Origin of the sequence: Poseidonocella pacifica, from assembly GCF_900111875.1 — a bacterium.
GTDB classification, from domain to species: Bacteria; Pseudomonadota; Alphaproteobacteria; order Rhodobacterales; family Rhodobacteraceae; genus Poseidonocella; species Poseidonocella pacifica.
Genome location: NZ_FOJU01000001.1, coordinates 333,754 through 353,884 on the forward strand (window position 1 = coordinate 333,754; position 20,131 = coordinate 353,884).

The window sequence follows — 20,131 nt, forward strand, 5'->3', positions numbered from 1 at the left end:
GCTAGGGGCGTGAATACGCCCGGATCGCTTCAGCAAGTGCAGCCGGTAGAACACCGCTCGGCGCAGCCATGAGAAGCCGCCCGAATAGTGCGCGGTTTGCCTCACTTTGCATAAGCGTTGCAAAGCGGCGATGGCGCCAGTCGACGGCCGCGGCGTGCAGACGGGCAATCTCACTATCGGCCTTCAAACCCTCCAGGATCGCCTGACGCGGCGCACGAAGAGCGCCAATACTGGTGTCCTCTTCATCCTCGAAGTTTCGCTCGATCCAGTAGTCGAGGCCGAGCCCATCTTCGGCATGTACCGCGCGGCCGCGATCAGCCTTGAGCACGAAGCTTTCCATCGCACCGAGCGGGTAGTGGTTGAGTTGGGCAAGCCCATAGTTCGGGCGGCCGAAGTCGGAAAAGACCTTGCCTTCGAGGAAGCGGGCATCGAGCTGGCGGCCGTGACCGTCAAACCAGCGTGCCTCCTCCAGACGATCCGGCCGCGGCGCGCGGGGGCGGTGCACGCCGGGTTTGCGATAGGTTCCATCGTTTTTGTAGAGCGTCTTGAACATCGCGGCGCGCCAAGGCCAGTGCAAGATTTCGGGGGCCGCTTGGGTGAAGGTATCGAGAAGCGAGCCATCCTCATAGCGCATGACACCAGCATTTCCGAAAAGCCGCCATGTGAGCGTTATGGCCGTTGCCTCGGGCGCAGCGTCGATAAGGTCCGGAAGCCGGTGGTCCCCAACGTGAACGTTCACGAATTCGTCTATATCGAGTGGCAGGATCCAGTCCGCCTCGGCGATCAGATGGTGTCGTGATGCAAGTTCAAGCGCGGTAAACTGAATGCCGCGCTTATGGTAGGGGCCGGGATTTGGGATGTGGACGATCAGCCCGAGTGTGGCGAGCCGATTGAGCAACTCCGCTGTTCCATCGGAGCAATCATTGGAAAACACAAGAAAATCAGTGATGCCGGCCGCGCGATGATGGGCGAGCCATTCCAGAAGGAACGCCCCCTCATCCCGTACCGTCAATATGGCCAGGATGCGCATCACCAATCCCGCTTGAACATGACAACCTTGCCCGAGGATTGACGCGGAAAGTAGGTAAGATTTGCACGCGCCATGGCATCGAAAACGGCCTGAATCCCCTGCTGTCCGACGGTCTGGGGGTGTAGCTCGACGATAACGAGGCGTAGTGATGTGAAGTCAACTTGCGGGAAAAGTTCCGTCTCAGCGCCTTCGATGTCGCACACCAGAACCGTGGCACCGGTTTCCTTGAGGACTGTATCAAGCGCCACCTGCGGAACTTGGTCCACGCGTGTTACACCGCCATGCGCGCTTCCGAGATCGTCTTTTGTTGAGGAGGCAAGAAAGTCCCCGCGCACGTAGAACGGAAGCGGCGGTCCATCTTTGGGCGCGGGCAGAGCGTTGCGCAGGCTTATTCCGCCAAGGTCGTTCATACGGTGAACCTCGGCGATATAGGGCAGCAACGCCGGATTTGCCTCGATCACATGGATCGCGCGGGGCCGGCATTCGCGCGCAATGAGCGACGAGACGAATCCGATCCCGCCGCCAAGCTCCAACACAGTATCGTCTTCGCGGATGGCTTTGAGCGCGGCAGCGCTTTCGCGGGCCTCATAACGGCCACTCCTTAAAAGTCGCTTTTGCCGCCTGCCAAGGATTGCGGGGTCGTCGGGGAATTTCAGTCCCCGCGATATGATGACGTCGTTCAACTCAGCTTTCCATATCAAGAGCAAGGGCATAGGCCGCACGCTCCGTCTCAGTAAGATTCAATGAAAGCGCCTTTTCGTAAAGGTCGGCAAACTCAGGATCGGCACGAAGCTCGGCGGCCTTGTCGCGATGCCACTTTCGCCCCGCGTCATTCAAGCGTCGCACCTCCGGGTCGGAGAGTATGCGGGCCAGTTCAGCTTTTAGCCGGGGGAGATTTCGCTGGATCGAAAGATCTCTGTGATAGGACCAGTCCATGCGTATCCAATAGTTCAAACCGATCGTGCGGTCTACATGAAGGGCGCGGCCACGTTGTCGCTTGATAAGGAAACTCTCCGCAGAACGAAGCGCGTAGTGATTGAGTTGGATCAGCTCATAGCCGACCGACTTGACCGAGGAACGCCATCCTCGGTCGATCACTTCTTCCGTGATATCGCGCCCAGAGCCATTCATCCATCGGACCTCGCCCCGCCGATCCGGATCAAGCTTGTTGGGCCTGTGGCAACTCATTTTCCCGTAGGACCCGGTATTGCGAAACATCGTCTTGATGCCCCAGGCCGTGTGCGGTTTGGGACAGAACCGTGGCGCTGCGCGATCAAATTCCTCAATCACGAGCGCATCTGACAAGGTGCTTTTCCCGTTGGCGCCAAAAAGCCGCCAAGTCATGGCAATGTTGGTTGCATCCGGCATGCGTTCGAGAGCGTCGTGCAAGGTGCCGTTGCCGCAGCGTATGTCGATGAATTCGTCAACGTCTATGTGGATTATCCAATCGGCGGATCGAAGGGATGGTTCTCTCTGCGCCTGGTTCAGCGCGAATTGCTGGGGAGATTTTCCCCTCCAATTTTCATTCCGCCGATGTTCGACGATCCCCAAAGTATCGAGTCGGTCCAGCAGCGCGTCGGTGCCATCGGAGCAGTCGTTGGTATAGATCAGGAAACGGTTCACCCCGATTGTCCGATGGTGGGCAATCCACTCCAGGATGTAGGGCGCTTCATTCTTCATGCAGGCGACGATCAGCACAGTGTCCGCACGCGCCAAGGTCGTATCCTCAAACGGCGCTGCTGGGACGGCGATGTCTTCAGGCGGCATAACGTTGTGCGGAGCAAAGCGGGACCGGCTCAGTGAACGGAATTGCGATTGCGCGAACGGGGGAAGGACGTGGGAAGCCCGGATGTCTTCTGTTGACCCTGTGCCACGCTGATCGGAGCGTTTGCGGGCTTTGGCGGTGGCGCTTTCGATTTCGGGAAGAAAAGCGGCGCCATATTGCGAGGCCCTGAAGTCGTCTCCGGGGGAGGCTTCGACCCAGTCGGCGGAAGGCTTGGGCTTGCGCAAATTCTGTAAGTTGGTCGGTGAACTGAATTTCGAAGGGTCAAGGCTCTTGGTGTCAAAGCGCGCACTTATCTTATGCAACGATCCGGGATCGATTGGTGCGCCGGGAACACTTAGGCGGTTTGCGAAGGATCTATGCAGTTTGGGAGGTATGACCCGACCGCGGCTCTTGAGCTTGCTCAGCAAGCCATTAAGGGCACGAACCCGTGCGAGCGTCGTTGCCGAAGGGCGAGTTTCCAGAACGTGATAAGTGGGTTCCAGATCAATGGAAAATGCATTTTTCACGGATCGAGCGTACTCCTCGAGATTCTCAGGAGACGGAGGCGCGAACAGAGATACGGCGCCTACCCCGAATTGGGATTTCCAAAAATCGATCGTTCTATCTAGGTCAATCCAGTGTGGCGGGCCTTGAATATCGGGGTAATATCCGTCCTCAATCCTGCACGCATTCCGGAGCGACAGGCATGCACCCCACCAATCATCTTTCGAGCAAAGGTTAATGTCTCGGGAAAGCGAATGGTCCCGACCTAGGAATATCTGTTCCTCATAGTAGCTCACCAACATACGAGACGGTTCAGAAATATGGAGGAGGACAGAAATATCTCTCCCATCCTCTTTGAGGAGGTCATGCAGTAATTCAAGTTCCGAGAACTCAGATAATTCCCGAAACTGAATGGCTGAAATTATGATATGTTCCGTGCTCTTGTCGATAGATATATCCGAAAGGTTTTTAGAAATGCTTTGGCGCAAGTCTTCTCGTGCAGACTTCGTGCGAAATCCACGATGCTGGGCGAGCGAGTTCTGGCCTTCCGATATTCCGAGGAATAGACGCAAATGGTTGGATTTTCCCAAGCCGACAGGAAAGCGTACGCCCAAATTTGCAAGTCTTTCTCGCTGCGCAGAAAATTGATTCTGAAGGTGCTCGGCGCCAGATCCGTCTAGACCGACATGTAGGGTGATTTTCGTCATGTGTCGTCGATCAGCCGGTCAGTATTTTCATTGGCGCGACCCCACCAGGGAATGGGTATGCCTAGGAAGTCGCTCAGTTGTTTTGCAGCATGTGGCGAGCCGGGGTCAAATTCTAGAAAGTTGGGCGAGCCATGAAAAACTCTGCGACAAAACGAATAATGACCGTCGATCCATCTTTCCAGTTCGCCAGATTGGCCGCCATATCCCTCCGGTAGACCCGGAACGGACTTCTTGGGGAGGCGCCTTGTCCCTAAGTTCGACCATCTACGCATGCTGTCTGCAACATCGCTTGCCGGACGCGAGGTTAGAACGAATTTCATCTCGGGATGAGCGTATTCAATAGCGCGTAAAAGTGCGTAATCCGTTTGCGGCCATAGATTGAGCCCTTTGGAAGACACGCTCACCTCGGAAAAGACGTCGAAAGGGCCGAGTTTTTCCAAAGGGTCCCCGTTCGAATAATACCCTTCATAGAGCAATTCTCCAACAAAGCGACCGGATATTTCATTGTGGTTTGGGTCGCGAATTTTCCAATCAGCTACGAATAGCCCAGATTTTTTTAGCGCAACTCCCAGACTCGTCGTTCCGGACTTAGGTAGACCAAGGTTGAACACACGAAGTCGAGTCAACGATGCAACCCAATTGTTTTCAAGAAATTCAGTTCTGGAATGCTTATCGAGGGTAGTTTACCCAGATTATCATACAGGCCGCGATATTCCTCTAGAGAAAGCAGGTTCGATACCTTTTCTGCGTGCTTTCTGGTGCAGTAAGAGTGTAACTCGGCGATGTTCCCTAGGCCTTTGAGAAAGTTGATTTCATCTCTGAGAACGACATCTCTTTCTCTAATTTCCAAGTCTTTGACTTGAGAGTCATTTCTATCCTGCCAATAAGATTCCGAGAATTCGCGATCTTCTCGGTTCACGTCACCTCTCTCGCATTTTACTATATAACTTTCCTTGGATCTCAATGCATAGTGGTTCAGGGACGCGAATTGCCTTACGCCTTTTGCCGGAAATTTTCGAATCCTATTCCGAGTTCTGGCATAAGAAAAGCTGTCGGGCACTTGGTTTCCAGAGCCATCAGTCCATCGTAGTCCAAGTATATGACCCTCTCTGCCGAAAGGTCGATGCGCACCAAAATACTTGAGGGGAAAATCGGCCCGGACAAGCGTCTTAACTTCCTGAGATGTTTGATCGGCCCAGATATCTTCGGCGTGCGTCATGCAAAACTGAGCCGTGACGGGTTCGTCGCGGAAATGATCCACGCCGGAATTTGCAAAGAACCGAAATGTAAGAGAAATCGCCGAAGGATTCCCACAGGCCTCAATGAGGGATGGAAAATTACGCGCACCGACCGTTATCGATGGGAACTCATCCACATCCGCAATCCAGATCCAGTCTGATGCGCGGGTTTGTTGGTCACGGGCGGCATCCTTCAGAGCTTCCATTTGATAGTTTCTGCCCTCGGCCGGGTTTGGTTTGTGGCGAACAATGCCTAGCTCTTGCAGGGCATCGAGAAGTTGCTCAGTGCCGTCATCACAATCGTTACTATAGAATAGAAAGTCGGTTACGCCGATAAGCCGGTGGAAAGCAATCCACTCAAGCAGGAATGGGCCTTCATTCTTGACGCAAGTCACTGCGGATATTTTGAGCTTATCAGCCATCTATTTCACACGGTCTTTTGAAAGTGCCTGGGGTTACTGGAGTTCTGCGGTGAGGATGGGGATGACAATAGAAGTTACCAGTTTCGCCATTTGGAGCCAGCTTAGTGCGCGGCAGGTTGGATCATTCGGAGGCTTTCACCGCGCAGCTTGGAGCAGGAGGAACGACGGTGCAAGCTATCGTGGAAACCACAGCACGCCGAGGCCCCGGCTCTGCGAGGAAACCATCCCCCCGCGAGCCTTTTTCCCCGGGGAGCCACCTTGATGGCGGGGCTTCTGACGTTGCGGCGCGGTCTTGGTTGACGTAGGGGCGCATTGCGGTGGAACACTTGCGTGTCGAGGCGTTTGCAAACATTCTGAACGCAATGGAGAAGGTGCCCGAGAACAGGGTGCAGCGGGAGGAATACATGAAGACCACGGGCTTTACCGGCTTCACAAGTGCGGCAGACAAGCAATCTATTGAGGCCGAAATGTCCTGGGAGGCGCGGGGCCTTCCTCAGACGATGTACGATTTCCTCTCGCTTGCGAAACTGAACTACAGCAGGCGTCCCGCCTGCTCGTTCCAGATCACGTCTGGACCTACGGACAAGGCCGAAACCCTCACGTGGGAAGAGGTGCACGCCGGCGCTTGCCAAACGGCGAACCTTCTTCGTGATCTCGGGGTGCAAGAATACGATACCGTTGCCTACATGCTGCCGAACTGCAACGAGGCGGTGTTGAGCCTGCTGGGCGGTTCAATCGCGGGGATCGTGAGCCCGCTCAATCCTTTGCTGGATGCCGAACAGATTGCTGCGATTCTTCGGGAGACGAATGCAAAGGTTCTGATCACGCTGAAGAGCTTCCCCAAATCGGATGTGGCTCAGAAGGCGGCAGAGGCCGTCCGCCTCGCACCTAATGTCGAGACTATTCTCGAAATCGACCTTTTGCGCTATCTGTCCGGTGCCAAGCGTTTGATCGTGCCGATGATCAGGCCGAAAAATAAGGTTCAGCATCATGCGAAGGTTCTGGATTTCCATCGAGAGATTGCGCGCCAGCCTTCCGAGCTGAAGTTCGAAGATTCAAGCGGCGACCGGGTTGGGGCATACTTCCATACGGGCGGCACGACCGGCATGCCCAAGGTCGCACAACACAAGTACTCGGGCATGATTTACAACGGCTGGATTGGTTCTCGGCTGATCTTTTCGGCAGAAGACAATATCATGTGCCCTCTGCCTCTCTTCCACGTCTTTGCATGTCATGTGATCTTCATGTCCGCGATCGCATCAGGGGCCCACGTCGTGTTTCCGACGCCCCAAGGATACCGGGGTGACGGCGTTTTCGACAATTTCTGGAAGCTGGTCGAACGATGGAAAATCTCCTTCATCATCACCGTTCCTACAGCCGTGTCCGCCCTGATGCAGCGGCCTGTTGATGCGGATGTTTCTTCGGTCAAGACCGCATTCTCGGGCTCGGCACCTATGCCGATGGAGCTTTTTCGCCGCTTCGAGTCGGCAGCGGGCGTCACGATCGTCGAAGGATACGGGTTGACCGAGGCGACATGCCTTGTGTCGTGCAACCCGCCATCGGGCGAAAAAAAGGTCGGATCGGTGGGCATACCGTTCCCCCACACAGATGTCCGGATCATCAAGCAAACCGAGAATGGTCCGATAGAGTGTGAAACTGACGAGGTTGGCGAGATCTGTATAGCAAGCCCGGGCGTCTTTGCCGGCCATACCTATACGGATCCAGAGAAGAACCGCGATCTGTTCTATACCGATGCCCACCTTCGAACGGGCGATCTTGGTCGGCTTGACGAAGATGGCTACCTCTGGATCACGGGTCGGCGAAAGGATCTCATCATCCGCGGCGGCCATAACATTGACCCAGCCGAGATCGAAGAAGCATTGCTTGGCCATCCCGCCGTTGCTTTTGCAGGGGCAATAGGGCAGCCCGATGCGCATTCAGGGGAACTGCCTTGTGCCTATGTGGAACTGTGCGACGGTGCTTCGGTCTCCGAAAAAGAGCTTCTAGACTTTGCGAATGAACGAATTCATGAGCGTGCGGCACGACCAAAGTATCTCGAGATCCTGCCGGAACTTCCCAAGACTGCAGTGGGCAAGGTATTCAAGCCCGATCTCCGCAGAAGTGCGATTTCACGGGTTTATTCGGAGGCGCTTGCGCATGCAGGGGTCGCCGCGCGTGTCACATCAGTCGTCGATGACAAGAAGCGCGGCCTCGTGGCACGTATCGAAAAGACTGGCACTGTAGAAGATGGCGCGGTCGAACGCGCGCTCGCAGCATTCACCCGCCCATGGGAATGGGCGGGCTGAGCCGGGTTCAGTATTCGAAATTCAAGGTTACTGCAAAGGCGTAGACACTGTCAGTCAATTCCTTGGGCGCAGCAGGGAAGCGTTTGACGGAACGGGCGGCGTTCAACGCGGCGCGGTCAAGAGACGGCTGGCCCGAAGAGCGGATGAGTTGCGCCCCGGCCAGACGTCCATCACGAGATACCGTAATCTGTAGCTGAGCCCTGCCGGTGGCGCCTGACGCTTCGCGTGGGTATCGTTTGCGGCGTTCTACGTGCCGACTGATCTGGGCCCCCCAACGCGCAAGATGTGTCTGCATCTGACCACGTGTGATGGACGCGTTGGCGCTTTGTTGTGCCGCGCCAGCATTACTGCCGCCGCCGCTGCCAGCGGCGCGCTGTGCCTCGCTCGGTGCGCTTCTTGCCGCGGGCTTTTTCTTTGGCTCTGGCTTCGGCTTCGCGAGATTGTCCGGTCGAAGGACAGGCGGGATCGATGCCCGTTCCGCAGTGACGACTGGCTCGGGTTCCGGCTTAGGTTCTGGTTCCGGCTCTGGAGGCGGTGGCGGTTGGGTGATGCTGCGGTCGACCGGTGGGGGCGCCTCAGTCATTTGCGGAAGCGCGAGGCCACTGGGCGTAACCGGCTGGGGTACGGCTTCGAGGGCAAGTTCAATCTTCGGTGCCTCCGCGACCGGTTCGGGGGGCGGCGCGGGAGCCATCTCGATTGGCTCTGCGGGGGCCTCCGGGGGCCGTTCCCATTCCTCGACCAATTCGCCCATCTGCGCGCTTGCCGCTTGAAGCGAGACCCGTGCATCTCCGCCTTCACCGGACGCGGCGGCACCTTCGGCCTCGTCCTGCAAGCCGAGAATGGCGAGATGCAGGATGAGCGCGATCGAGAAGAAGCCGGACGCTTCGAGAAACCGGGTCATGCTTGAATACCCTTCGACGGGAATAGCGTATGGGACAAGGGCGCAGGATCGACGTTGAAGAAGTTATTCCGCTGCACGTAGCGCATGGTGGGTCACCGGTTCGAGCGGGCGCAGGAAAATACGTGTCGCATAGTCTTCCATCTCGTGGCGCAGCCGGTCGGCAATGGATTCAAACCAAGTCAACGCCATGGAGGCGGGGATCGCAACAGCCATACCGGCGGCGGTGGTCAACAGCGCTTCCCAGATGCCCCCTGCCAGTGTCGCCGGGTCAGCCCGAGATCCGGCTTCTTGCAATGCCTGAAAGGCCGCGATCATACCAAGGACGGTACCCAGGAGACCCAGAAGCGGTGCAATCGTCGCGATAAGCTCGAGAGGTCGCAGACCGCTGCGTGCACGCGCCATCAAGCCTCGCGCGACACGCTCTGTCTCTGCCTGCGCTCCGGTATCGTCGAGTGTGGGGTCACGGCGTGCCTCGATCGCGGCGCGAATAAGGCGGGCACGGCACGTTCGCCGTTGGCCAACCGTGGTAAGTGCGGCCTCCTGATGCCCCAGATCCCACAGCTTGACCGCTTCGCGCGCGCGACGTCCGCCGCCCCATGCGCCAAGAAGTGCAAGCCGCCAGACCTTCCAAAGAATAAGTGCCAGAGTCACAACCGAAAGTCCCGCGATCAGCCAGACGACGGGGCCGCCCATGAGCACGGTCTGAAAAAGCTCGCTCTCACCAAAATTGCCAAAGAAGGGAGAAATGTCCGTCAGGACCGTGCCAATCTGTTCCAAGTTCCGTCCTCTGCAGATCCCCGAAATGCGGACAGTCCTCAATGGACCAAAGCGGCCCCTCTATCAATCAAGGGCCGCGCCGCGCGGGTCGTCTCGTTTCATGATACCGGCTGTCCCGCGGGGGATGGCTGAGTGCTGCCGTATATCCTACTGCTTCTGTCGGGATTGTCAAACGCGCTCAGCGATCAAGCAGATCCCGGTGGTAGCGTCGCAAAAGTATCAGGCCCAAGGCAAATAGTATCAGCGGCAAGAGCGTCAGGTAGGGGATCGATACATAGGTCGCATCATAGTTCGAGTAGAAGCCACGGCGCACGATTCCGACGATATGAACAAGCGGATTATACCACAGATAGGACCGGAACGGCTCCGGCACGCTTTCAAAGACAAAGAAGATGCAGGACAGGATGAACATGGGCCGCATGACGATTGCCCAGATCTGTTGCCATACGGGATAGGCCGTAAAGAGGTAGCAATTTATCGTGCCGACACCCATCGCCATGAGTCCGGCATAGAAGAACCCTTCGACAACGATCCAATAGTCGGGATCTACCCGTGTATCATACATGAGCATGATGCTGGTAAAGAGCAGATAGGCGACCAGAATCTGGGTCATCATATTGACGACGAAGCGCGCAATGATGGCGTCGAGAAAGCTGACGGCCGGATAGGTCAGCAGAGGCCGTGAAAACTGTAGGGAGCCAGCAAGGCGGCCCGAAATCGAGCTGAACAAGTTGAACGGGACCAGACCGGTTGCATAAAATAGCGGGAAATTCACGCCCAAGCCGGGGGAGCGAAAGCCCGCAGAAAAAACAAGCGTCAGAAGTGTGATTCCGGCGACCGGTTCCAGAACAGCCCAGAGATAGCCTCCGGGCGAGCGCCCATAGGTCGTCGCCATCTCCCGCAGGACGAGGGCAAAGATGGTGCGCAAGCTCGCAAAGCGCCGCCGAGGGTGCGCGGCATGTCGGGGCAGGGGGGGGAGATGGGAGGCGTTGCTTGGCATCGTTGCTCTCTGGTCTTTGCGCCCGGTTTTCGGTAGCAATAGCACAATCGAGGCGGGAATAAACCAGAAGGCGGAGCGCTCAGCTTGAACGAAGAACCGACCCCCCCAAAGACGAATGCAGATCGAGCGGAGAAGGCAGGCGAAGACAAGCTGCCGCGGCCACGGCCGGGTTTGGATCCTGCCTCCACGCCCTTGAAAGGTCCGAAGCGGGCAAGAGCGCAGAAAGCCAAGCTTGCACGAGCCGAAGCTGCCAAGCCCAAAGCCCCCGCTACTGAACAAACTGTCGACGCAAAGGCGCCAGAAACCGATGCCGCGCCCAAAGCGGCGCCAGCGGCGCGGGAAGCGGAGCCTGTTCCTCCTCCGGCGCAGCCCGCGCGCATTCGCAAGCGGCACTATGCCGTCCTGTTGAGCTTCATTCTTGTAGTGCTCACCCCCGTGCTGGCGGGCGGATTCTACCTCTGGGTCGTTGCCGCCGATCAGTATGCCTCCAAGGTCGGTTTCTCGGTCCGCAAGGAGGAGATGAGTTCCGCAGTAGAGCTTTTGGGGGGGATCACCGAACTCTCCGGGTCAAGTTCGTCAGACACCGATATTCTCTATGAGTTCATTCAGAGCCAAAAACTTGTTGATACGCTGAACCGCAGCCTCAACCTCGCGGAAATATGGTCTCGCCCTGAGTATGATCCGGTCTTTGCCTATCAGGGGGGAACGATCGAGGATCTCGTGATGTACTGGGGCCGCATGGTCAGGGTGAACTACGATACGATGAGCGGTTTGATCGAAGTGCGTGTGCTGGCATTCGACCCCGAAGATGCCACTCGCATCGCGGACGGAATTTTCGCCGAGAGTTCCAACATGATCAATGAGCTTTCGGCCATCGCGCGCGAAGATGCTGTTTCATATGCGCGAGAGGAGCTTGACCGCTCTCTGGAGCGCCTCAAGGAGACACGCGCCGCGGTCACGCGCTTTCGCAATCAATACCAGATGGTCGATCCCACCTCCGACCTTCAGGCGCAGGCCTCGCTGCTCGGCTCGCTTCAGGCACAGCTTGCGGAGACTCTGATCGAACTTGATTTCCTTGAAGAGATCACAAGACCGAACGATCCGCGCCTTGCACAGGCAAAGCGGCGCGTGGAGGTCATCGAGAACCGGATTGCCGATGAGCGTCAGAAGCGGGGGCTCGTCAACGAGGATACCAGCGGAAACGAAAGGTTCTCGACACTGGTCGGAGAATACGAAGGCCTGATCGTCGAACGTGAGTTTGCCGAGCAAAGCTATGTATCTGCTCTGGCGACATCGGATGCCGCAAAGGCGGAAGCGCGCAGAAAGAGCCGGTATCTAGCCGCTTATATGAAGCCGACGAGAGCCGAACGGGCGGAGTATCCCCGTCGCGGATTGACGCTGTCCCTGTTCGCTCTTTTCATCACGCTGATCTGGGGGATTGGGGTTCTGATCACATATTCTCTACGGGACCGTCGCTAGGCGATGATCCGGTTCGAGCATCTCCGTAAGGAGTTTGTCCTTCAAGGCAATCGCAAGGTCGTGGTTCGCGATGCGAATATCGTTTTCCCGACGGGGCGCTGCGTCGGCCTTCTGGGCCGGAACGGTGCCGGGAAGTCCACGCTTCTCAAGATGATCGCCGGGACGTCCGATCCCACATCGGGGCGGATTACATCCACGGGCACGATCTCTTGGCCAGTAGGGTTCGCGGGCTCATTCCACCCTGAACTCTCTGGCGCGCAAAATGCGCGCTTCATCGCACGGGTTTATGGGGTCGACACTGATGAGTTGAGCGCGTTCGTGGAAGCCTTCGCCGGTCTTGGCGCACACTATCATTTGCCTTTCCGATCCTACTCCGCGGGGATGCGGTCGCGCTTGGCATTCGGTGTGTCGATGGCTGTTCCTTTTGACACGTATCTGGTCGACGAAGTGACATCTGTGGGGGATGCCGCTTTCCGGCAACGGAGTTCCGAGGTGCTCCATGCCCGATTGAAAGAGGCGGGTGCGATCGTCGTAAGCCACGGGTTGGGTCTCATTCGCGACATTTGTGATTCAGGTGTCGTTCTCGAAGGTGGAGAGTTGACCTATTATGAGGACGTCGAGGAAGCCATCGCGCGCCATACCGAGAACATGGCCAAAGGCTCCCCGCCTGCCTGACCGATCATACGCGTCCCAGAAAGCCGGCGAGCATCAGCGCCCCGGTTCCAAGACGTGTCTGACGATGGAGACCGAGCCTTCGGAGCATCGCCGCCCGGCCCAATCCCCATGATGGGGTGCCTTGGATCATGGTTGACACCAGTTCATTTGCCTTAGGCTCAAGGAGATCCGCGTTCCGCGTGAGTTCTTCAAGGTTCGCGGCAATCCAGTCGCCATAGGTCTTGCCCAAAACCATCCTAATTCGGTCCAAACGTGCCCGCCACCCATCGTGTGACCCCATGGTTGCTGACGGATGTTGGCGGTAGAGGAGGACTGGCCGCTCGTCGATCACCGCTGTGCCGCCCGCCGCGGTTATGAGTTGATAAAGCCACCAGTCATGAAACGGCAGGCAGCCAGGGTCGCGCGCTTTTCGCACGAGTGCGACCGCAGCTTCATTCAAAACCGCGCTGTGTCCACTCACGACATTTTGGACGAGCGCATTGCAAAAGTCTGGACATGCGCGCGCCGTAGAGGATTTTCCGATAACCCGCAGTTCGTTATCTACGTGAAAGCTTTGGGCCCCATACAGTATCGGGCTTTCCGGCCTGTTGGCGCATTCCATCGTGATCCTGCGAACCGCGCGGGTCAGTTTGCCGCGGAGCCAGATGTCATCTTGGTCCGACAGAGCAACCAGCCCGCTCGGCAAATCGTACCGACGCAGAAGGGACAGATAATTCGCGGCCAATCCCCGCCGTGGCCCGTTCACGATACGGATATCCCTAGCTTCGCCATGCGCCTGCGCGAACCGCTGCAAAGTATCGAGCGTTTCATCAGTGGAACCGTCGTCACTGATCCAGAGCGACCAGTTCTTGTGATGCTGATGAAGAAAGGACTCGAGTTGAAATTGCAGGTGCGCTCCACCGTTGTAGGTGCAAAGCGCTATGGTGACGTGAGGTTGATGGAGGGGTCCGTCTGTCATCAAGGCCTGTCTCGGTCAGGGGCAGCACGGTCTTCGCCCACGGATCGGACCGGCGCAAGAGCTTGAACGCCTAAAGGGTGACGCGCGAGAGGATCTGCTGGAGAAGCCACTTGTTGATGGGCTTGGGGACAACATCGACGATGCCATAATCGGCAACGGTTTCAAGGCGGAAGAAATTCGAATCTCCCGTCAACGCGAGCAAGGGTGGAATAGCCGCCGAATCCCTGCGAGCGATGTCCAGAGTTCGTGCGGCTGAGAGGCCCTGCGTCGCGCCATTGCCAAGGTGGATATCGATCAGGACCGCCACGTAGCGTGAGGGACAGCCCAGAACCAGTTCAATCGCCTCGTCTGAATCATGGAGCGTGTCGCAATCGTATCCCAGATCGCCCAAGAGTTCGCTCATCATGAAACGGGTGTGGTTGTGATCGTCCACCACGAGAAGGCGGGGTCTCTGGAAATTCATGGATGAGGCGCTGTTACTCATGAGCCGGCTCTCGAATTTCGAGGTTTGGCGCAGCAGCGACCGTATTACTGGCGGCATCATACATGCTTTTTTCCACGCCGTCGGAACCCAACCCACATGACCATCTACACTTACAAGAATAGCCGAAGCTCAGGGTATGGCAATCAGCAACACACGCCAAGGTAGAGTTTTATGGACGAAGTCCGCCCCATAGCGCGCGGTCTCTGTCGCCAATGCAGGTACTTGAAAGAGCTTGGCGCGGAGGCGGGAGGGGGGGCTGTTTACAGAACATCTCAAACGTCGAAACGTCAAAAGTTCTGTGGAGGCGAGTACCGGAATCGAACCGGTGTACACGGATTTGCAATCCGCTGCGTCACCACTCCGCCAACTCGCCGTCCGTGGTAGCGCTCAGTTAGCCGATCTGGAAAACGGCTGCAAGTCCACAGGCGCGGGAAATGCGTTGCCGAGCGTTGCTCCCCGGCGCGGGCTGTGGCATCACCGCTACAACGCATAAAAACACGGGACCTGCCCATGACCGATTTTGCCACGCGCCGCACCATGATGGTGGACACGCAGGTACGGCCCTCCGACGTCACCAAGTTTCCGATCATCGACGCGATGCTCTATGTACCGCGCGAGCGGTTCGTTCCTGAAGGGCGGATGGATGCCGCCTATATGGGCGAGAACCTTGCTCTCGGAGATGGGCGTGTACTGTTGGAGCCGAGAACCCTTGCCAAGCTTCTTGATGCGCTCGACATTCAGGAGACAGAGCTTGTTCTCGATCTGGGGTGCGGGCTTGGGTATTCGGCCGCGGTGCTTGCACGGCTTGCCGAAGTTGTCGTCGGTGTCGAGGAGGCCCCGATGGCGGGCGAAGCGCAGGCACTCCTGAGCGAGATGGGGACCGATAATGCAATTGTTGTCGATGGTGCCCTTGAGGCGGGTGCGCCCAAGCATGGCCCTTATGATGTGATCATTGTCGAGGGGGGCGTTGAGCAGGTTCCTCCGGCCATTCTGTCGCAACTACGTGAGGGGGGGCGTATCGGCTGCTTGTTCATGCAAGACGCCCTTGGTGTGGTACGCATCGGCTACAAGATCGATGGCGCAATGAGTTGGCGATTTGCGTTCAATGCTTCCGCCCCCGTCATTCCAGGGTTCCGGAAGGACCGCGCTTTTGCGCTCTGATTCCTAAGACATATCGAGATAGAAAAACGGCGAGGCAAGACATGGCAGGTTGGTATCAACGGGCGAAGCAGTGCGCTGCAATAACCGCCCTAGCGATCGGGATTGGCGCGCCTGCGTCTTCTGAAACGCTCCGTGAGGCGATGGTCAGCGCCTATAAGGAAAGCGGTTTGTTGGAGCAGAACCGCGCGTTGTTGCGCGCGGCGGACGAAGACGTTGCCGTTGCCGCGGCGGCACTGCGACCGATCATCGGGTATACGGCCTCTCTGAGTCGGGATTTCGGGGATTCCGCCACGCAGGGCAGGTTTACATCGCACGAGAGCAGCGCAGGCCTTTCCGCGGATTTGCTGCTTTTTGACGGCGGGTCGAGCCGATTGAATACCGAAGCACAGAAAGAAGTCGTTCTTGCAACGCGTGAGAGCCTTCGGGCGTTGGAGCAGGAAGTGATCCTGCGTGGTGTTGTAGCCTATATGGACGTCAGGTTGAGACAGGCAGTTGTGTCTCTGCGGGAAAACAACCTTCGTCTCATCACTCAGGAACTTCGTGCCGCTCGGGATCGCTTCGAAGTCGGCGAGGTGACTCGCACAGACGTCGCGCTTGCTGAAAGCCGGCTGGCCGCATCACGGAGCCAACTCGCCGCGGCGCAGGGCGATTATGTGCGGGCGCAGGAGGAATATGCCAATGTGATAGGGCATCAGCCCGGCACGCTCGCACCTGTTTCCCCTGCTAATACTGGCGTCTCGTCCGTCGCCGAAGCGAAGGCGATTGCGCGTCGGACGCATCCGGAACTTGAAGCGGCGAAGCATGAGATTACCGCCGCAGAGATAAATGTCGCCCGGGCTCAGGCGGCCTTGAAACCATCGCTCAATCTCGAGGGGCGGTATGGCATCACCAGGGATCTTGATACCGGTGATGAAGGTCGGTCTGGAAGTGTAGGGCTGAACTTGTCGGGGCCAATTTATCGGGGTGGCGAACTTTCCGCCAGAACCCGGCAAGCGACCGCGCGCCGCGATGCCGAGCGGGCGAGTCTCATTACGGTTCAGCGCAACGTGGACCAAGAGGTCGGAAACGCCTTTGCCACGCTGAGCGTCGTCCGTGCGTCGCGTGAAGCGAGCGTGGAACAGGTACGCGCCGCGCAGGTCGCCTTCGAAGGGTTGCGCGAAGAAGCGACGCTTGGGGCCCGCACCACACTTGAGGTGCTCGATGCTGAACAGGAATTGCTTGATGCACGGTTCGAGCTTGTCTCGTCGGAAGTGGATCAGATCATCTCTTCTTATCAGCTGCTGGCCGCAATGGGCCGGTTGACTGTGGACGCTTTGAACCTCCCGGTTCAGCGGTATGATCCGGCTGCTTACTATAATCTCGTCAAGGACGCCCCTGTCGCCGTGAGCCGTCAGGGCAGGGCGCTGGATCGGGTGCTCAAGAGCCTCAATCCCAACTGAGGTCACTTGCGAGGAATGTTGCGGCGCGGTAATCCTTCGAGGATCCGCGCCGTTCGCGTTTCAGGGAGACAACCATGCCTCACGCCAGCCGTATTCAACGCAGATGGCCCGAAACGCGGGCGAGTTGTCTGGTCCTCAACCCATCCTGGAGAGTTGAACAGTCAGATCCGCTCATCCTGAAAGACCCCGTCGTGGGTGGCCGGTCCGAAACTGGGGTAGACGATATTCTTAATTCCGCCGAACTGCGCGAGATGGTGCTGCAAGTGGTTCGCGAAGAGTTGGATGAGGTCCTGAGCGTGGAAGTCGCGCCCGCCTTGCGGCGCATGGTGCGGCAAGAGCTGTACCGGATGCTGGAAGCGAGCGAGGGGGGCAGCCGCGCAGGCTGACCCACTCCCTTGGCGATCAGGTCAGAACGTCGAGGATTCGCGCCCAACTGCGCATGCCCTTGTGGAAACTCTCCACGTCGTACTTCTCGTTCGGTGAATGGATCTGATCGTCATCCTTTCCGAACCCGATGAGCATCGAGTCCATCCCGAGCAATGATTTGAAGTGGCCGGCGATCGGGATCGATCCGCCACATCCTGCAAATGCCGCCTCGCGGCCCCACTCTTCGGACAAAGCCTTGCGCGTGGCCTCGAAGGCCGGGTGCGTGGTCGCCATCTCCGATGCTTGCGACGCGCCATGCGGATGGAATTCCGCGGTGCAGTCCGGCGGCAGCGACGCGCGTACATAGCTTCGGAACGCCTCGCGAATCGCATGTGGATCCTGATCGCCAACGAGACGGAAGGAAACCTTGGCCCGTGCCTCCGAGGGGAGCACGGTTTTGAACCCCGCGCCGGCGTATCCGCCCGCGATCCCGTTGATTTCACATGTCGGTTGCGACCAGATCATCTCAAGCGCAGTGCGCCCCACTTCGCCCGCCGGGTGGCTCAGGCCAACCCCGCCAAGGAAGCCCATGGCATCGAAGTTTAATCCCTCCCACTGCAGGCGGAGGTCTTCGGAGAGATCGGGAACGCCATCATAAAAGCCAGGCACGGTGACATGCCCATTGTCATCGTGCAGTCCGGCAAGGACACGCGTCAGAACGCGGATGGGATTGATTGCCGGGCCGCCATACATCCCCGAGTGCAAATCTTTGTCGGGCCCCTTGATCACGACTTCCTCGCCAAGAAGGCCCCGCAACATCGTGATGATCGCTGGCGTCTTGCTCTCGAAAAGGCCTGTGTCGCAGATCAGGGCGAGGTCGGCCGACAGTTCTTCGGCATTCTCCTTGAGGAAGGGCACGAGCGAGGGAGAGCCTGATTCTTCCTCACCTTCGAACAGGAACGTGATCCGGCAGGGCAGGGTGCCCCGTTCCGCTGTCCAAGCCCTGCAGGCCTCAACAAAAGTCATGAGCTGGCCCTTGTCATCCGCGGCGCCGCGCCCGCGGATCAGCGGACCTGAGGGGCCTTCTTCCACCGCGGGATCGAACGGATCGCGGTTCCACAGGTCAAGTGGATCGACGGGTTGCACATCATAATGACCGTAAAACAGGATATGCGGCCCATCCCCCGGAACGTGGCCGACAACCATCGGATGACCCGGGGTTTTCCGCAAACTCGCCTCGATTCCCATGGAGCCGAGGTCTTCGACAAGCCACTGGGCGGCCCGAACGCAATCCTCCTTGTAGGCCGGGTCGGTCGAAATTGAGGGTATGCGCAAAAAGTCCAGAAGGCGGTTCTGCGCCTCTGGCAGATCGGTATCAAGGCGGGCGAGAACGGTGTCGAGTGACATGACAACTCCTGAGATGGGGCTAACTATCGGGTGCGAGATTGATTGAGATCAAAGTCTAGGTGTCGCGTCAAATTGTAACGTGTTGTCTTGAGACGAGATAAACTATATGCATTCTAAACTACGAATGCGTACTCGAATGCTCGGGCGGGCTCGTCCGTGGAAGAAACCGGAGAAGACCCCGTGGATTATGGCCAAGCGCTCGACACTGCCCTCCTGAAGCTTCACGAGGAGGGGCGATATCGGACCTTCATCGATATCGAAAGAAAGCGCGGACATTTCCCGCACGCCACTTGGCGTCGCCCTGACGGGAAGGAACAGCCTGTCACCGTTTGGTGCGGCAACGACTATCTCGGAATGGGCCAGCATCCCGTCGTGTTGGACGCGATGCACGAGGCCATTGACGTTACGGGCGCGGGATCGGGCGGCACACGCAACATTTCCGGCACGACACTCTACCACAAGCGTCTGGAGGCAGAGCTCGCGGATTTGCATGGCAAGGAAAGCGCGCTTCTCTTCACATCGGCGTACATCGCGAACGACGCGACGCTTTCGACGTTGCCGAAACTTTTTCCGGGCCTCATCATCTATTCAGACGAGCTCAATCACGCATCTATGATCGAGGGCATTCGCAGGAATGGCGGGGCGAAGCGGGTGTTCAGGCATAATGATCTCGATCACCTCCGGGAGCTTTTGGCAGCAGATGACGAAGCAGCGCCCAAGCTGATCGCTTTCGAATCGATTTACTCCATGGATGGGGATTTCGGACCGATTGAGGCCATCTGCGATCTGGCGGATGAGTTTGGTGCTCTGACCTATATTGACGAGGTTCATGCGGTTGGCATGTACGGCCCGCGCGGCGCGGGTGTGGCCGAGCGGGATCGACTGATGCATCGCATCGATATCATCAATGGGACGCTTGCCAAAGCTTACGGGGTCATGGGCGGATATATCGCTGCGTCCTACCGCATGTGCGATGCGATCCGTTCCTATGCCCCGGGCTTCATCTTCACGACATCCTTGCCGCCGGCGGTCGCAGCCGGGGCCGCTGCATCCGTGGCTCATCTCAAAGGCGACACCGCCTTGCGAGAGCGGCACCGGACGCAGGCCAGTATCCTCAAGACACGGCTCAAGGGGCTCGGCCTGCCGCTCATTGATCATGGAACCCACATCGTTCCGGTGATGGTCGGCGACCCTGTTCATACGAAGCTGTTGTCCGACATGCTGCTTGAGCGGTATGGCATCTATGTACAGCCAATCAATTTTCCGACCGTCCCGCGTGGCACGGAGCGGTTGCGCTTTACCCCGTCGCCGGTTCATGGACCCGGCGAAATGGACGCCTTGGTTCATGCCATGGACGAACTTTGGTCGCATTGCGCGCTCAACCGCGCAGAAATGAGCGCATAAGGTTAGCACATATACCGAATCAGCAAGGGTGTGCTAACCTCTCCTCAATAAAAGATGGTTGCACGAATCGACGAAGCGTGCGCTTGGGAAAACCATCGTAGAATTGAG

At 57.8% G+C, this 20,131-nt stretch carries 18 protein-coding genes and 1 tRNA gene; 7 read left to right on the forward strand and 12 right to left on the reverse strand.

What is annotated here, in order from left to right; translation table 11 throughout:
• Position 1 precedes the first annotated feature (1 nt).
• From BM234_RS01565 to BM234_RS01585, 5 genes are read right to left on the reverse strand one after another with little or no spacing between them, the layout of a single operon-like run.
• A complete protein-coding gene (locus tag BM234_RS01565) occupies positions 2-1,030 on the reverse strand; it encodes a glycosyltransferase family 2 protein (protein WP_092059967.1) in 1,029 nt (342 codons plus the stop codon).
• The gene (locus tag BM234_RS01570; protein WP_092059969.1) at positions 1,030-1,743 is read right to left on the reverse strand and encodes an FkbM family methyltransferase; all 714 of its coding nucleotides are present in this window, start codon (positions 1,741-1,743) and stop codon (positions 1,030-1,032) included. Before BM234_RS01570 ends, BM234_RS01565 begins: the two co-directional genes overlap by 1 nt.
• On the reverse strand, positions 1,715-4,006 hold the full coding sequence (locus BM234_RS01575) for a glycosyltransferase family 2 protein (protein WP_092059971.1): 2,292 nt from the start codon (positions 4,004-4,006) through the stop codon (positions 1,715-1,717). Before BM234_RS01575 ends, BM234_RS01570 begins: the two co-directional genes overlap by 29 nt.
• Positions 4,003-4,632, reverse strand: a complete 630-nt coding sequence (locus BM234_RS01580) for a sulfotransferase family protein (protein ID WP_092059973.1) — start codon at positions 4,630-4,632, stop codon at positions 4,003-4,005. Before BM234_RS01580 ends, BM234_RS01575 begins: the two co-directional genes overlap by 4 nt.
• Complete coding sequence (locus tag BM234_RS01585; RefSeq protein ID WP_092059975.1) at positions 4,629-5,666, reverse strand: glycosyltransferase family 2 protein; 1,038 nt, start codon at positions 5,664-5,666, stop codon at positions 4,629-4,631. Before BM234_RS01585 ends, BM234_RS01580 begins: the two co-directional genes overlap by 4 nt.
• 404 nt (positions 5,667-6,070) lie before the next feature.
• On the opposite strand from BM234_RS01585, the gene BM234_RS01590 reads away from it, so the two are divergent.
• Positions 6,071-7,972 carry an acyl-CoA synthetase gene (locus tag BM234_RS01590; protein ID WP_092061278.1) on the forward strand — a complete coding sequence of 634 codons (1,902 nt, stop codon included), beginning with the start codon at positions 6,071-6,073 and terminating at the stop codon, positions 7,970-7,972.
• 7 nt (positions 7,973-7,979) lie between these two features.
• Here the strand turns inward: BM234_RS01590 and BM234_RS01595 are convergent, their stop codons facing one another.
• From BM234_RS01595 to BM234_RS01605, 3 genes are all read right to left on the reverse strand, one after another.
• Positions 7,980-8,873, reverse strand: a complete 894-nt coding sequence (locus BM234_RS01595; RefSeq protein WP_092059977.1) for an energy transducer TonB — start codon at positions 8,871-8,873, stop codon at positions 7,980-7,982.
• Between the two features lie 63 nt (positions 8,874-8,936).
• Complete coding sequence (locus BM234_RS01600) at positions 8,937-9,650, reverse strand: MotA/TolQ/ExbB proton channel family protein (RefSeq protein ID WP_245752433.1); 714 nt, start codon at positions 9,648-9,650, stop codon at positions 8,937-8,939.
• Between the two features lie 178 nt (positions 9,651-9,828).
• Entirely contained in the window at positions 9,829-10,650 is an 822-nt protein-coding gene (locus tag BM234_RS01605) for an ABC transporter permease (RefSeq protein WP_092059979.1), read from the reverse strand.
• A gap of 84 nt (positions 10,651-10,734) precedes the next feature.
• Between BM234_RS01605 and BM234_RS01610 the strand changes: the two genes are divergently transcribed.
• Positions 10,735-12,129 (forward strand): KpsE/RkpR family capsule polysaccharide export protein, encoded by a 1,395-nt coding sequence (locus BM234_RS01610; protein ID WP_245752435.1) that lies wholly within the window; start codon positions 10,735-10,737, stop codon positions 12,127-12,129.
• A 3-nt stretch (positions 12,130-12,132) separates the two neighbouring features.
• Positions 12,133-12,804 (forward strand): ABC transporter ATP-binding protein, encoded by a 672-nt coding sequence (locus tag BM234_RS01615; RefSeq protein WP_092059981.1) that lies wholly within the window; start codon positions 12,133-12,135, stop codon positions 12,802-12,804.
• A 4-nt stretch (positions 12,805-12,808) separates the two neighbouring features.
• Here the strand turns inward: BM234_RS01615 and BM234_RS01620 are convergent, their stop codons facing one another.
• From BM234_RS01620 to BM234_RS01630, 3 genes are all read right to left on the reverse strand, one after another.
• The gene (locus tag BM234_RS01620) at positions 12,809-13,762 is read right to left on the reverse strand and encodes a glycosyltransferase (RefSeq protein ID WP_092059983.1); all 954 of its coding nucleotides are present in this window, start codon (positions 13,760-13,762) and stop codon (positions 12,809-12,811) included.
• Positions 13,763-13,832: 70 nt separating this feature from the next.
• Entirely contained in the window at positions 13,833-14,246 is a 414-nt protein-coding gene (locus tag BM234_RS01625) for a response regulator (protein WP_175501175.1), read from the reverse strand.
• Between the two features lie 299 nt (positions 14,247-14,545).
• Positions 14,546-14,619: transfer RNA gene (locus tag BM234_RS01630), tRNA-Cys, on the reverse strand.
• Between the two features lie 137 nt (positions 14,620-14,756).
• Between BM234_RS01630 and BM234_RS01635 the strand changes: the two genes are divergently transcribed.
• The 3 genes from BM234_RS01635 (at position 14,757) to BM234_RS01645 (ending at position 17,232) form a co-directional block, all read left to right on the forward strand.
• Positions 14,757-15,407, forward strand: a complete 651-nt coding sequence (locus BM234_RS01635; protein WP_092059987.1) for a protein-L-isoaspartate O-methyltransferase family protein — start codon at positions 14,757-14,759, stop codon at positions 15,405-15,407.
• A gap of 41 nt (positions 15,408-15,448) precedes the next feature.
• Positions 15,449-16,846, forward strand: a complete 1,398-nt coding sequence (locus BM234_RS01640; RefSeq protein WP_092059989.1) for a TolC family outer membrane protein — start codon at positions 15,449-15,451, stop codon at positions 16,844-16,846.
• Between the two features lie 74 nt (positions 16,847-16,920).
• Positions 16,921-17,232, forward strand: coding sequence for a hypothetical protein (locus BM234_RS01645; protein ID WP_092059991.1), 312 nt, complete (start codon positions 16,921-16,923; stop codon positions 17,230-17,232).
• Between the two features lie 16 nt (positions 17,233-17,248).
• On the opposite strand, the gene BM234_RS01650 is transcribed toward BM234_RS01645, so the two are convergent.
• The gene (locus tag BM234_RS01650; protein WP_092059992.1) at positions 17,249-18,619 is read right to left on the reverse strand and encodes a M20/M25/M40 family metallo-hydrolase; all 1,371 of its coding nucleotides are present in this window, start codon (positions 18,617-18,619) and stop codon (positions 17,249-17,251) included.
• 180 nt (positions 18,620-18,799) lie between these two features.
• Between BM234_RS01650 and hemA the strand changes: the two genes are divergently transcribed.
• Positions 18,800-20,023, forward strand: a complete 1,224-nt coding sequence (hemA, locus tag BM234_RS01655; protein ID WP_092061283.1) for a 5-aminolevulinate synthase — start codon at positions 18,800-18,802, stop codon at positions 20,021-20,023.
• Positions 20,024-20,131: the final 108 nt, after the last annotated feature.